At 64.9% G+C, this 13740-nt stretch carries 14 protein-coding genes; 5 read left to right on the top strand and 9 right to left on the bottom strand.

Annotated elements, in window-relative coordinates; translation table 11 throughout:
- Window positions 1-94 precede the first annotated feature (94 nt).
- Window positions 95-2326, bottom strand: a complete 2232-nt coding sequence (gene purL, locus ACVW17_RS22340) for a phosphoribosylformylglycinamidine synthase subunit PurL (protein ID WP_456753925.1) — start codon at window positions 2324-2326, stop codon at window positions 95-97.
- A gap of 173 nt (window positions 2327-2499) precedes the next feature.
- Here purL and ACVW17_RS22335 point away from each other — a divergent pair, with 173 nt between their 5' ends.
- The 3 genes from ACVW17_RS22335 (at window position 2500) to ACVW17_RS22325 (ending at window position 5046) form a co-directional block, all read left to right on the top strand.
- Window positions 2500-2991 (top strand): PaaI family thioesterase, encoded by a 492-nt coding sequence (locus ACVW17_RS22335; protein WP_456753924.1) that lies wholly within the window; start codon window positions 2500-2502, stop codon window positions 2989-2991.
- Window positions 2992-3281: 290 nt separating this feature from the next.
- Complete coding sequence (locus ACVW17_RS22330) at window positions 3282-4268, top strand: DMT family transporter (protein ID WP_456753923.1); 987 nt, start codon at window positions 3282-3284, stop codon at window positions 4266-4268.
- Window positions 4269-4389: 121 nt separating this feature from the next.
- A complete protein-coding gene (locus ACVW17_RS22325) occupies window positions 4390-5046 on the top strand; it encodes a CPBP family intramembrane glutamic endopeptidase (protein WP_456753922.1) in 657 nt (218 codons plus the stop codon).
- 34 nt (window positions 5047-5080) lie between these two features.
- On the opposite strand, the gene ACVW17_RS22320 is transcribed toward ACVW17_RS22325, so the two are convergent.
- The 7 genes from ACVW17_RS22320 to purC form a co-directional block, all read right to left on the bottom strand.
- Window positions 5081-5818: a tetratricopeptide repeat protein gene (locus ACVW17_RS22320; protein ID WP_456753921.1), complete on the bottom strand. Its 738-nt coding sequence runs from the start codon at window positions 5816-5818 to the stop codon at window positions 5081-5083.
- Window positions 5819-6035: 217 nt separating this feature from the next.
- A complete protein-coding gene (locus tag ACVW17_RS22315) occupies window positions 6036-7640 on the bottom strand; it encodes an ABC transporter substrate-binding protein (protein ID WP_456753920.1) in 1605 nt (534 codons plus the stop codon).
- 119 nt (window positions 7641-7759) lie between these two features.
- Window positions 7760-8737, bottom strand: a complete 978-nt coding sequence (locus ACVW17_RS22310; protein ID WP_456797881.1) for a tripartite tricarboxylate transporter substrate-binding protein — start codon at window positions 8735-8737, stop codon at window positions 7760-7762.
- A 5-nt stretch (window positions 8738-8742) separates the two neighbouring features.
- A complete protein-coding gene (gene purQ, locus ACVW17_RS22305) occupies window positions 8743-9444 on the bottom strand; it encodes a phosphoribosylformylglycinamidine synthase subunit PurQ (protein WP_166206990.1) in 702 nt (233 codons plus the stop codon).
- A 4-nt stretch (window positions 9445-9448) separates the two neighbouring features.
- On the bottom strand, window positions 9449-9967 hold the full coding sequence (locus ACVW17_RS22300) for a hypothetical protein (RefSeq protein ID WP_456797880.1): 519 nt from the start codon (window positions 9965-9967) through the stop codon (window positions 9449-9451).
- 79 nt (window positions 9968-10046) lie between these two features.
- Complete coding sequence (gene purS / locus ACVW17_RS22295) at window positions 10047-10289, bottom strand: phosphoribosylformylglycinamidine synthase subunit PurS (protein ID WP_029083848.1); 243 nt, start codon at window positions 10287-10289, stop codon at window positions 10047-10049.
- Between the two features lie 9 nt (window positions 10290-10298).
- A complete protein-coding gene (gene purC / locus ACVW17_RS22290; RefSeq protein ID WP_016843454.1) occupies window positions 10299-11066 on the bottom strand; it encodes a phosphoribosylaminoimidazolesuccinocarboxamide synthase in 768 nt (255 codons plus the stop codon).
- A gap of 348 nt (window positions 11067-11414) precedes the next feature.
- Between purC and ACVW17_RS22285 the strand changes: the two genes are divergently transcribed.
- A complete protein-coding gene (locus tag ACVW17_RS22285) occupies window positions 11415-11738 on the top strand; it encodes a DUF1476 domain-containing protein (protein ID WP_456753917.1) in 324 nt (107 codons plus the stop codon).
- Between the two features lie 46 nt (window positions 11739-11784).
- On the opposite strand, the gene ACVW17_RS22280 is transcribed toward ACVW17_RS22285, so the two are convergent.
- Window positions 11785-12705: a LysR family transcriptional regulator gene (locus ACVW17_RS22280; RefSeq protein WP_456753916.1), complete on the bottom strand. Its 921-nt coding sequence runs from the start codon at window positions 12703-12705 to the stop codon at window positions 11785-11787.
- 114 nt (window positions 12706-12819) lie between these two features.
- Between ACVW17_RS22280 and ACVW17_RS22275 the strand changes: the two genes are divergently transcribed.
- Window positions 12820-13644, top strand: coding sequence for an isocitrate lyase/PEP mutase family protein (locus ACVW17_RS22275; RefSeq protein WP_456753915.1), 825 nt, complete (start codon window positions 12820-12822; stop codon window positions 13642-13644).
- Window positions 13645-13740: the final 96 nt, after the last annotated feature.

The raw sequence follows: 13740 nt of genomic DNA, 5'->3' as shown, positions 1-13740 counted from the left end.
TCCGCAGGCATCGCGGTTGAACAAAAGATAATAGCGCGATGATGGAATCATCGCGCTATTGAGGTCGTTGCGTTGTGACGCTGATCCTGCCGGATCAGGCAGCGGTGCCGCTCATGTAGTTCGGCAGCCAATGCTCGAAGGCGCGCGACAGGCTTTCGACCGCAACCGGCGCCTCGCCCGCGACCGCAATCGCATCGCCGCCGGTGGTGCCGATCCGCGCGCAGGGCACGCCGGCGCCCTTCATCTTCGCCAGCACGAGGCCTGCGTCGGCAGCCGGCACGGTGACGATGTAGCGCGCCTGATCCTCGCCATACCAATAGGCATGCGGCACGATCGAGGACGGCGCCGCCAGGAGCTGCGCGCCGATACCGCTTGCGATCGCCATCTCGGCCAGCGCGATCAGGAGCCCGCCGTCGGACACGTCATGCACCGCAGTCGCGGTGCCGGCGCGGATCATGCCGCGCACCACGTCGCCATTGCGCTTCTCGGTGGCGAGATCGACCGGCGGCGGAGAGCCCTCCTCGCGGCCGCAGACATCGCGCAGGTAAACCGACTGGCCGAGCCAGCCCTGGGTGTCTCCGACCAGGAGAATCGCCTCGCCCGCCGCCTTGAATGCCAGTGTCGCCGACTTGGTGAAGTCGTCGAGCACGCCGACGCCGCCGATCGAGGGTGTCGGCAGGATGCCACGGCCGTTGGTCTCGTTGTAGAGCGAGACGTTGCCGGATACGACCGGGAAGTCCAGCGCGATACAGGCTTCCGCAATTCCTTTCAGGCAGCCGACGAACTGGCCCATGATCTCGGGCCGCTCCGGATTGCCGAAATTGAGATTGTCGGTGATCGCGAGTGGCCGGCCGCCGACCGCGGTGATGTTGCGCCAGGCTTCGGCCACTGCCTGCTTGCCGCCCTCGAACGGATCGGCCTCGCAATAGCGCGGCGTGACGTCGACGGTGAGCGCAAGCCCCTTCGGCCCGTCCTCGACGCGCACCACCGCGGCATCGCCGCCGGGGCGCTGCATGGTGTTGCCGAGGATGACGTGGTCGTACTGCTCCCAGACCCAGCGCTTCGAGCACAGTTCGGGCGTGCCGATCAGCTTGGTCAACGCGTCGGCGATGCCGAGCGGCGGCTTGACGTCCTGGCCACGGATCACCGGCAGCGCGCCCGATGCGACATGCGGACGGTCATAGACCGGCGCCTCGTCCCCGAGCTCCTTGATCGGCAGATCGGCCATCACGTCGCCGCCATGCTTGACGACGAAGCGCTTGGTCGGCGTGGTGTAGCCGACGATCGCGAAATCGAGCCCCCATTTGCGGAAGATCGCCTCGGCCTCCTGCTCCTTTTCGGGCTTGAGCACCATGAGCATGCGCTCCTGGCTCTCTGAGAGCATCATCTCGTAGGCGCTCATGCCGGTCTCGCGGGTCGGCACCGCGTCGAGATGGAGGTCGACGCCGAGATCGCCCTTGGCGCCCATCTCGACCGCCGAGCAGGTCAGGCCGGCTGCGCCCATGTCCTGGATCGCGACGACGCAATCGGCTGCCATGATCTCGAGGCAGGCTTCGAGCAGCAGCTTCTCGGCGAAGGGGTCGCCGACCTGCACGGTCGGCCGCTTCTCCTCGGAGGCATCGTCGAACTCGGCCGAGGCCATCGAGGCGCCATGGATGCCGTCGCGGCCGGTCTTGGAGCCGAGATAGACGATCGGCATGTTCACGCCGGAGGCCGCCGCGTAGAAGATCTTGTCAGCTCTGGCGAGGCCCACCGCCATCGCGTTGACCAGGATGTTGCCGTCATAGCGGGTGTGGAAGCGGACCTGGCCGCCGACCGTCGGCACCCCGAACGAATTGCCGTAGCCGCCGACGCCGGCGACCACGCCGGACACCAGATGCCGGGTCTTCGGGTGCTCGGGCGCCCCGAAGCTCAGCGCGTTCAGGCAGGCGATCGGGCGCGCGCCCATGGTGAAGACGTCGCGCAGGATGCCGCCGACGCCGGTGGTCGCCCCCTGATAGGGCTCGATATAGCTCGGATGGTTGTGGCTCTCCATCTTGAAGACCACCGCCTGGCCGTCGCCGATATCGATCACGCCGGCATTCTCGCCGGGGCCCTGGATCACCCAGGGGGCCTTGGTCGGCAGGCCGCGCAGATGGATCCGGGACGACTTGTACGAGCAATGCTCGTTCCACATCGCCGAGAAGATGCCGAGCTCGGTGAAGGTCGGAACTCGCCCGATCAGCTTCAGGATGCGCTCGTACTCGTCCGGCTTCAGCCCGTGGGCGGCGACGAGTTCGGGGGTGATCTTCGGTTCGTTCTTAGGCTCGTTCTTGGGCGCGGTCATGGGACCCTTAATAGGTAGATCGAACGGGGGCGAAAAGGCCTTTTACGGGGCATTTCCGGGCTGTCCAGAGCTTTGCGGCGGCTGGACGCGGCCCGGAATTTGCTACCCGGATTTGCACAATGGGGATGGATCGGATTTAAGGACCCGAACCCGCTAATTGAAGGCCAGATTTCGTGAACGAGCTCGTCAAGACCGCGCCAGAGACCGCATTCAATCGCCGCCCCGACCTGCACGTCGAAACCGAGGGCGAATTCGCCGGCTGGCGAACCTGGACGAGGGACAATTTCGAGACCCATACTGGCCCGTTTTACCACCGCATGGACGAGGACGGCCGCATCAGGTGCGCCTTTCGGGTCGCCCGGAAGCACCTCAACGGCGCCGGCAATGTCCACGGCGGCTGCTTCATGACCTTCGCCGACTACTGCCTGTTCGCGCTTGCAGCCTCCGAGTTGCAGGGGCAAGGCGTCACGGTCGGTTTCTCATGCGAGTTCCTCGACGCAGCACGCGAGGGCGAGCTGATCGAATGCGACGGCGAGATCACGCGCGCGGGCGGATCGCTCATTTTCCTGCGCGGCACACTGCGCGCGGGTACGCGCGCAGTGTTCACCTTCTCCGGCACCATCAAGCGGGTGAAGCATAAAACGACGGCGCAGCCGAGCGCGTGACGCCGCATTACGTCGACGGCGAGGTGCTGAGCGAGTGCTGCGCCGGCGAAGTCCCGCGCAGGCAGCGCGCGCAAATTCCGCGTGATGGGCGCCGGGCCGGCATCCATCACGTTTTCCGTCTGAACCGCCCCTAGCCGTTGGCCCCACGGCCAAGCTACATTCGCTCCATCGCGCGCCGATGCGCGGAGGGAGCCAATCAAGGTGCCGCAGAGCACAATCAGAGCAAGATCCGGAAAAGTGCGAGGCGGTTTTCGCTCGCGACAGACGCGGAACGCGTTTGCGCGGAGATCATGCTGAACCGGACGGGCAAGACAGCCGGCGTGACGGCTCCCGCGATCACGCCTCCTCCGTCCACCTTAGCGCCGGGCGCGCGCGGCTGGCGCGACTATGCGCTGCTGCTGGCGCTGGCCTGCTGCTGGAGCTCGACTTATCCGCTGACCAAGATCGGGCTCGGCTCGATCCCGCCGGTCACCTTCATCTCGGCGCGTTCGCTGGTCGCGGCCGCCTTCCTGCTCATCGTGCTGCGGCTGCGCGGCATCCGCATCCCGACCGACATCAAGGCCTGGAAGCTGTTCGCCTTCCAACAGACCATCAACTCCACGATCCCGTTTCTGGTGATCACCTGGGCGCAGCTTTACGTACCGGCGTCCAACACCGTGGTGCTGGCCTCGACCACGCCGATCTTCGCCTTCCTCATCACCTGGACAATCACGCGGCACGAGCCGGCCTCGCTACTCAAGCTGGTCGGCGCGATCCTCGGCCTCGCCGGCACGGTCGCGATCATCGGCCTCGACGCGCTCTCGGGCTTCGGCAGGGAAATTGTCGCCGAGATCGCGATCCTGCTCGCCACCGTCTCGTTCGCCTGCGCCACGATCTTCGGGCTCCGGCTGTCGGACTACGACCCGATGGTGGTCGCAGCCGGTTCGCTGCTTTTCGGCGGCACCGTGCTGCTGCCGGTCGCGCTGATCGTCGACCATCCCTGGACGCTGCACCCGACCACCCAGGCGCTGGTCGCCACCGTCGTAATGGGCATCTTCTCCAGCGCATTCGGCCTGATGCTGTTCTACATGTGCCTGACGCGGCTCGGCACGCTCACGACCAATGCGCAGGGTTACTTGCGGATTCCGATCGGCGTCGCGCTGTCGGTGATCCTGCTCGGCGAATCCGTGCCGTCGAACCTGGTGCTCGGCCTCGTGCTGGTCATGGCCGGCGTCGCCGCGATGACGGTGCCAGGCGAAGTGGTGAAGCGGTGGTTGAGACGATTGCGCGGCCGTTGAAGCTGAATTCGCGCAGACTTGGAATTGCCGGGACGCAGTCATCGCCCGATTGACACAGATTGCGCGAATGTGAGGTAGTTGACCGCAAGTCTGTCGGGGCGCGTCCCGTTAGAGGTCGAACATGGAAAATCGTTCGCCGGACACCTTTGGCGACTCGAAGGCTGATCGCGCGTCCGATCTCTGGTGGTTTGCACTCGCGTTGATCCCGCTCTTTGCATCCCAACTCATGCGGCTGCATCAACACCATGCAGCGAGCTGGCTGGGTTGGGACTATGTCGGCCGGATAGCCGCTTTGGCCATCCTCGCGATGATTCCCGCGGCACGAAGTGTTGCCTTTGGGCGGCAGCAAAATCGAATCGCCCTCCTTGAACTCGGGCTCTGGATCGCGGGACTTTCGCTGCTGGAGCGTCTGGGTCAGTGGCCGCGGCGCCTGATCGATACAGAGTTTCCGGCGACTGTCGTCGGCGTGTATCCGCACCCGACCGGCTGGCTTTACGGTTTCGACCTTGTGTTCGGCCTCGCGTTGGTAGCGGCCAGCGAAGAGATCATTTTCAGGCGATGCCTTCGGAGCGTCGCGCAGCCCTATCTGGGCGACCGGACGCTTGCCGTCCTGGTCACATCGCTCATGTTCGGTGCCTATCACTGGTGGGCCGGGATCGGAAACGTCCTGCTCGCCGCGACAATCGGCATTCTTCTGATGGTGATGTATCGGCGGTCAGGTGCGATTTGGCCGGTCGTGCTGGCGCACTACCTCGTTGACCTGATCGCCTTTGCTTGAGTCTAACGCGGGTTTGGAGCACGGAAGTGACAAGCTAGGTCGACAATTGCTTCTCGGCGATCGAGAGCCACTCGGCCTGCGCGTCGCGCAGATATTTCGGCGCACGCCGCATCTGGATCAGCAGCTCGTTGAACACCATGCGCGCCTCGGCGGTGCGGCCGACCAGCTGTAGCAGAAGGCCGTAGCGGACCCGCGCCTCGGCGCCGGGGAAATACTGCGACACCGCCTGGTATTCCTCCAGCGCCTCGTCGAGCCGGCCGATCTCGGCGAGCGCACGGGCGTAGAGCAGATGCCCCTCGGCGGATTCGAAATCGGGCCAGCGCTCGCGCAAGGCATCGAGTGTCGCCAGCGCCTCGGCGGGCTGCTTGCGGGCGAACTGGGCCTGCGCCTTGGCCAGCGCGTAAGCCGGATCGTCGCCTTGCGGCAGCCCCAGCACGTGGTCGTAATGGCCCTCGGCCTCCTCGAAGCGCCCGATGGAGTGGCATTCGGCGGCGAGCGCCGCGCGGTTGGCGATCGTATCCGACGTCGCGAGCCGGTCGGACAATTCGCGATAGCGCTTCTCCGGATCGAGCCGGTTGGCGACGCGCTTGCGTGCCTGCGCGGCACCCGGCCCGCCCCACCATTCCGGAACGAGCTCGACGACGATGTAGGCGAGTGCGCCGATCAGCGGCACCATCAGGATGATGAAGGCCCAGGGCTGCAAGCGCCCGGTGCGCGAGGCGTGATAGATCAGCGAGATGTCGAGCAGCAATATGACCAATGCAACAGGCATCAAGGATCCCAGCGAGCCGGACAGACCATCCAAAGTCGCCACCGTCATAACGCGCCCGGCACGTCGCGACAATCCCCGGTTGTTACCCCGGCGGCGCTAGCGTGAAGAGATCGTGAAGCGGCAGCGACTACCCTGCATTGGTCGCGGACGAAACGGATCGGGTTCATGCTCCTTGCGCCATGGCGCGAGCATGCGGGCGACGATACCGGATTCCGGCTTATTGCATGCTGACCAGCGTGAGGTCGACGAACCACGACTGGGGCGACACAAAACCCTTCACCTTCGGACTCATCGCGCGAGGGTTCAGATCGTGGACAATATAGAGCCAGGGCGGGTCGTCGACGAGGCGCTCATGCGCCTTGCGATAGGCCGCCGAGATCACTTTCGGATCGGTCGCTTCCGAAATCGTCCTGAGTGCGGCTTCGAACTCGTCGTCCTTCCATTGCTCGAAATTGAATCCGTTCGGAGAAAAATTGGCAGCCAGGAAATAGCGCGCCATCACGCCGGCGTCCGACGAAGGCGAGCTGATATTGAGCGCCATCGCGCCCCGCAAATTTGGGCTGTCGGGCGTGGCCCGGGCCGCGGTCAAGAGCACCTGCCATTCGATCACGTCGAATTCCACATTGACCCCGCAGGCTTCCTTCAGGTTCTGCTGGAGGAATTCGTTCATCGGCAGCGGCAGCATCTGCCCCGAGCCTGAGTTCGAGATCAGCACCTTGAACCCCAAGGGCTTTGCCGGCGTGTAACCGGCCTCGGCAAGCAGCGCCTTGCCTTTGGTCGGATCGAATTTGTAGCGGTTGGCCGGCGCGCCGAAATCGGGATCGCTGACCTTGAGCCAGCCGACCGACGGCTCTGCGGTCCCGTTGAGCAGGGACACCAGCCCGTCCCGATCGATGCAGTAGTTCAGGGCTTGGCGAACCCTGACATCCTTGAACGGGCTGTTGGCGGCGCCGATGTTGTAGAACCACGGCCAGACATGCGGATAGGAACCGGTGGTAATAGTGAAGCCGGCGGATTTCAGCGAGTCGATGCCATCGGCCGGCGGCACTTCGATCCAGTCGACCTGGCCGGCGCGCAAGGCGGCCAACCGCGAATTGGCCTCGGGGATCGGCAGCAACACGACGTTGTCGACCTTCGCGATCTTGCTCGTGTCCCAATATTTGTCCCAGCGCGCCAGGTCTGCCTCTTGCCGCGGCACAATCCTGGTGATGCGGAACGGCCCGGTGCCGGCAGCCGGCAACGTCGCGACCTTGGCCCAGTCGCGGCCGGCCTTTTCGAATGACGCGGGCGAGGTGAACAGAAGATAGACCGCCATATAGGGAAAATAGGATGCCGGCTTCGTCGTCGTGATCGCCACCGTTGCGTCGTCGATCTTCCGGTAACTGCCCATCACCGGGACCCGCGCCCGCGACATCGCCGAGCTCGGCGGTTCAAATTGCGGGCTCTCGCTGTTGAAGTAGCGATCGAGATTCCAGATCACGGCATCGGCATTGAAGTCGGTACCATCGTGGAATTTGACGCCCTGGCGCAGATGGAAAATCCAGGTCTTGCTGTCGGCGGGGTCCTGTTCCCATTTCTCCGCGAGTCCGGGACGCAAAGTGGCCAAGCGGTCGGTCCCGGTCAGATTCCACAGCACCAGACCCTCAAAGATCGGATAGCCGAGAAAGCGCATGCCTTCGAAGCCGTTATTCGGCAGCCCGGTTGCCGTCGGGATATCGGACGCCGTCATGGCGATGCGCAGCGTGGTCTCGGCCGCAGCTGAACGCCACGTCAGCAGCGCGCACAGGAGCGCTATCGTGCAGTAAGCCTTGCGAATGAGCATGATGCAGCTCCCGTCCGACGATCAGGAGACCACCAGCAAGTTTCAGGCCAACCTGGCGACGCAAGCCTGCCGCCTCGGCGACCGCCTCGAGGCAGAGCCAACGCAGCGAGGACGACTTGCTACTTCTTGTCGTCTGCCAGCAGCGCGCGGTATTTCGCGACGTCGCGGGTCACCAGTTGCTGCAGCACCTCGGGTGCAAGCTCATCGGCATCGGGCGCAACCGTCGACAGGTCGACGAAGCGTTTCTTCACCGCTTCGCTCGCGACTGCGCTGCGCGCGGCAGCATTCAACTTGGCGATAATTTCCGGAGGCGTGCCCTTCGGTGCGAACAGGCCGTTCCAGCCCTGCGCCTCGAACTCCGGCAATCCGGCTTCGGCCGAGGTCGGCAGTTCCGGCAGCGAGGCGAGCCGCACGGTCGAGCCGACCACCACCGCCTTCACGAGCTTGTCGTCGATCGCCTGCGACACCGAGGCCGCGGCATCGCAGACGCCGTCGATCTGGCTGCCGATCGCATCCGTCAGCGCGAGCGCCGCGCCGCGATAGCCGACCAATTGCACGTCGATCCCGGCGGCATGCACGAAGCTCTTGCAGATCAGGTAGTTCGAGGAGCCGACGCCGGCATGGCCGAGATTGACCTTGCCCGGATTCTTCCTGGCGTAGTCGATGAAGTCCTTGAGGTCCTTGGCCGGGAAATCCTTGCGCAGCGCGACGATGCCGAAGGTTTTCGCCACCACGGCGATCGGCGCAAAGGAGTCAGGCGTGAACGACAGTTTCGGATAGATCGTGTAGGTCGCGGCGTTGGTGCCGGCATTGCCGATCGCAATCGTGTAACCGTCCGGCTCGGCGCGGGCCGCGCGGGTCAGCGCCGTCGAGCCGCCGGCGCCGCCGACATTCTCGATGATGATGGTCTGGCCGAGCGCAGCGCTCATCTGGTCGGCGACCGCGCGGGCGATCACGTCGGAGGTGCCGCCGGCCGTGAACGGCACGATCATCGTGATCGGGCGTTTCGGGAAGTCCGGCTTCGAGGAATCTTGAGCGTGAACTGCCGTCGCGAAAACGAGTACCGCGGCCGCGGCAAGGCACCACCGCCCCAGCATTTCCGTTACGCCGCCTTTTCGAACTGCTGGACCAGGCCTGCGAACAGGCCGCGGCCGTCGGTGCAGCCCATGATCTCTTCGACGTGGTTTTCCGGATGCGGCATCATGCCGAGCACATTGCCGCGCTCGTTGACGATCCCGGCGATCGAATGCGCGGCGCCGTTGAAGTTCGAGGCCTCGTCGACCACGCCGTCGGCAGAGCAGTAGCGGTACAGCACCCGGCCGTCGCCTTCGAGCCGCTTCAGCGTCTCCTCGTCGGCTTCGTAGTTGCCCTCGCCATGCGCCACCGGCACGCGGATCACCTGGCCCGCATTGTAGCCGCGGGTGAACGGCGTGTCGGAGCGCTCGACCTTCATATGCACGTCGCGGCAGACGAATTTCAGCCCGGCGTTGCGCATCAGCACGCCCGGCAGCAGGCCGGATTCGCAGAGGATCTGGAAGCCATTGCAGACGCCGAGCACGAGGCCACCCTTGGCTGCGAAGTCGCGCACCGCGTCCATCACGGGCGCGCGCGCCGCGATCGCGCCGCAGCGCAGGTAGTCGCCATAGGAGAAGCCGCCGGGCACCACCACGAGGTCGGTGCCTTTCGGCAGCGCGGTCTCGGCGTGCCAGACCATCGCAGTCTCGTTGCCGGATGCGAGTTTCAGCGCGCGCGCCATGTCGCGCTCGCGGTTGATGCCGGGAAAGACGAGGACGGCTGATTTCATTTCGTCACCTGGTTTTGGGTGCCAGCGCGAGCTTAACTGCGGCGGCAAATCTTGCGTAATTGTCGTTGCTGGCCTTCTCGTCGTGCGCCGAACTGATCAGGCTGGCGGAGCCCTGGCCGCCAAACAGCAGGCCGTTGACCTGATACTCGCTTGCGCCGCTGGGCGTCACGGTGAGGCGCCGTGCCTTGTACATGCGCGGCACCGCGGAGCCCTTGTCGCCGTCAACACCGAGCAGCGTGATCCGCTGTCCGGGCGTCCGCTGTTCCAGCGCCTTGATGATCTGGTTCTGCCCGTCACGGAATTGATCGAGCGTCATCTGATTTCCGCCGGTGTACACCCGGTAGCTGACCTTGGAACCCGCTCCGCATTGCGCTTGCTCGCAGCGGAACAGATGCGTGTCGGCGCGACGCTCGTAACGCCAGCCGCTGACTGCAAACGGCGGCCGCTGCGTGGTCGCCGACGGCGCCGGCGCCTGAGCCGAAGCACCGGCGATCCCGGCAGCCGTCAGCAAACCGCCCAACAACAATCGGGCTATCGTCCGGTCACTGCCAAGAGAGCTGCCAAGAGAGACGGGAGCGGCTGACATCATCTGGCTCGCCCCGTTAGCTCAGGACCTCGACCCGGTAATTCTCGATCACGGTATTCGCCAACAGCTTGTCGGCGGCGGCTTTCAGCGCTGCCTCCGCCTTGGCCTTGTCGGTCGCGGCGAGCTCGATGTCGAACACCTTGCCCTGGCGAACGCTGGCGACGCCGTCGACGCCGAGCGATTTCAGCGCGCCCTCGATCGCCTTGCCCTGCGGATCGAGGATGCCCGACTTCAATGTCACAGTCACACGTGCCTTCACGATTGCCTCTTAACTCTTCACCAGCACGGGACCGCTGCCGGCCGGCCGTTCATTTTCGATCAGGATGCCGAGCCGCTTGGCCACTTCGGTATAGGCCTCGAGCAGGCCGCCGAGATCCCGGCGGAAGCGGTCCTTGTCGAGCTTCTCGTTCGACTTGATGTCCCACAGCCGGCAGGAGTCCGGCGAGATCTCGTCGGCGACGATGATCCGCATCATCTCGTTCTCGAACAGCCGGCCGCACTCCATCTTGAAGTCGACGAGGCGGATGCCGATGCCGAGGAAGAGGCCGGTGAGGAAGTCGTTGACGCGGATGGCGAGCGCCATGATGTCGTCGATCTCCTGCGGCGTCGCCCAGCCGAAGGCGGTGATGTGCTCTTCCGACACCATGGGGTCGTTGAGCTGGTCGTTCTTGTAATAGAACTCGATGATCGAGCGCGGCAGCTGGGTGCCCTCCTCGATCCCGAGCCGCTGCGACAGCGAGCCGGCGGCGACGTTCCGCACCACCACCTCGAGCGGCACGATCTCGACCTCGCGAATCAGCTGCTCGCGCATGTTGAGACGGCGGATGAAGTGGGTCGGCACCCCGATGTCGTTGAGGTGCTGAAACAGGTACTCCGAAATCCGGTTGTTGAGGACGCCCTTGCCCTCGATCACCTGGTGTTTCTTGGCATTGAACGCGGTCGCGTCGTCCTTGAAGTGCTGGATCAGGGTTCCCGGCTCGGGGCCTTCGTAAAGCACCTTGGCCTTGCCTTCATAAATACGGCGTCGACGGCTCATTGGGATGTACCGTGTTTTGTTGAAATCCATGGATTTGGGTGCTCCGGATGACTTGGGTTACGACCCACGACGGAGCTGCCGCGGAGGCCTGGAACCCGAACAATCCACTGGAAACAGAACAAGAACCATGCCTGCGGGCAACCTATCCGATTGGGCCATCCAGCACAATCGATTGTGCCCGCCTCGGGGCACTTATACCGCCCTATCAAAAAGGGCCGATTCCGCCTGTTCTGCCTGCGGCTTAACGGCTCGTTGTCTTGCCGATTCGTCCCCCCTATCTAGGCAGGCATCGGGGCTGCCGCAACGCGCGGATCACCCGCCATTCAGCAGGGGATTGGAACTTCGGCCATGAACGAATTCAACAAGCGCGAGGAAGGTTTCGAGAAGAAGTTCGCCCTCGACGAGGAGCTGAAGTTCAAGGCTGAGGCGCGCCGGAACAAGCTGCTTGGCCTGTGGGCCGCCGAAAAGCTCGGAATCGCAGGCGATGCCGCCAACGCCTATGCCAAGGAGGTGGTCGCCGCCGACTTCGAGGAAGCCGGCGACAACGACGTGCTGCACAAGGTGCTGAAGGACCTCGCCGCCAAGGGCCAGGCCGCGACCGAGCGCGACATCCGCGCCAAGATGGACGAGCTGCTGGCCGTGGCGGTGGCCCAGGTCAAGGCGGGAAGCTGAACCCGGCGAATGGGGTGTGGCGAATGGCGAATTGGGCATCCGTTCGCTATTCGCGATTGGCCATTCGCCTTCTTGAAAACTCCTTACGAATGATGTCGAGCAGACGGCGTGACGCGGCGCTGAGGAAGCCGCCATGCCGCGTCACCGCGACCACCTCGTGACTGGCGGTGAGATTGCCGACGCGGATCGTCGCCAGCGTCGCCGCGCGCAATTCCTCCGCTGCATTGCTCTGCGACAATAGCGCGATCCCGAGCCCGGCCTCCACCAGCCGCTTCTGCGCCGTCAGGCTGTCGACCGGCGTCCAGGCGATCTCGCCGAGCCCGTGCGTCAGGAACAACGCGAACACGTGCGAGGCGGTGATCTCGCGGCGTCCCGGCACTTCGGGAAAAGCGATCCAGCGCTCATCCCTGAGATCGGCGAGCTTGCCGACCTTGCGTCCGGCCAGCGGATGGTCCGGCGCGCAGACCACGCCGAGCGGCTCGGCAAGCAGCGCCTCGCAATCGAGCTCGCCTGAACGGTCGCGGTCGTAGCGCAGCCCGATCGTGGCCTCGCCGCGCCGGATCAAATCGCTGACCTCGGCGCTGGTCGCGGTACGCAAGGTCAGCGCGACGTCCGGATGCTGGCGGGCAAAGCGCTTCAGCACCTTCGACAGCCGCCCGCCGGCGAGCGTACCGGTCACCGCCAGCGCCACCGGGCCGGAATTGTCGCGCAGGAGCGCCCGCACCGCATTCTCGGCGTCCTGCGCTGCCGCCACCGCGCGTTCGGCATAGGGCACCATCACCCGACCGGCATCGCTCAGCCGCGTCTTGCCCGCGATCCGCTCGAACAACGGCACGCCGAGCTCCTGCTCGAGCAGCGCGATGCGCCGGGAAATCGCCGGCTGCGAGCGATGCAGCGCTTTCGCGGCATTGGAGATCCCGCCGCGCCGGTGCACCACCAGGAACGTGTTGAGCGCGTCGCTGTCCATCTCCGGCCTCATGCAAAAAGCTGATGACAGTGAGAGAAATAACAAATTTGTCTGATGGCCGAAACCGCCCTATCGCTAGGTCTCAGTCGCTTTTTCAACCATCAGGGAGTTCACATGCGCACCCAGGCAGACAAGGCAGCACGGTTTCGCGAGTTGCATCAGCGGCCCGGCGCCTTCATCATTCCGAATCCGTGGGATGCCGGAACGGCGAAGCTGCTGGCGGCGATGGGGTTCGAGGCGCTCGCGACCACCAGCCTCGGGCTCGCCAACACGCTCGGGCAATCCGGCGTCAGCCTCGATGCCATCATCGACAATTGCCGGGTGATCGCAGAGGCCACCGACCTGCCGGTCAACGCCGATCTGGAGAATTGCGGCGCCGACGATCCCAAGACCGCGGCAAAGGCGATCGCGCGCGCGGCCGAAGCCGGCGTGGTCGGCGGCTCGATCGAGGACTCGACCGGCAACCGCGAGCATCCGATTTACGAGTTCTCGCTCGCGGTCGAGCGGGTGCAGGCCGCCGTCGAGGCGGCGCGGGCCCTGCCCTTCCCGTTCACGCTGACGGCGCGGGCGGAGAACTTCCTCTGGGGACGCAAGGACCTTGACGACACTATCAAGCGGCTGCAGGCGTTCGAGGCGGCCGGCGCCGATGTGCTGTATTCGCCGGGCCTCTACGACCTCGGCACCATCAAGACCGTGGTGTCGTCGGTCAAGAAGCCGTTCAACCTCGTGATGGGCTTTGCCGATCCGACCTTGACGCTCGAGCAACTATCCGCCGCCGGCGTCAAGCGCGTCAGCGTCGGCGGCGCGATGGAGCGCCACGCGCTCGCCGCCTTCCTGCGCTGCGCCCGCGAGATGAAGGATCAGGGCGCGTTCAGCTTCGTCCGCGACATGGCGCCGGTGAAGGAGATGAGGGATATGTTTGCGGCCGGTCAGGCATGACCTGACCGCCACGACGGGGAGCGCCGACGACAAGCCCTGAGCATGCGGGCACCGCCTGGGATCGCCAGAGGCGGCGCTTTCGAGAATCTGGTATGG

The sequence above is a fragment of the Bradyrhizobium sp. USDA 4473 genome (genome assembly GCF_054063335.1).
The sequence above is the reverse complement of the archived record's forward strand: the minus strand, read 5'-3'. Positions and strand labels throughout refer to the sequence as shown.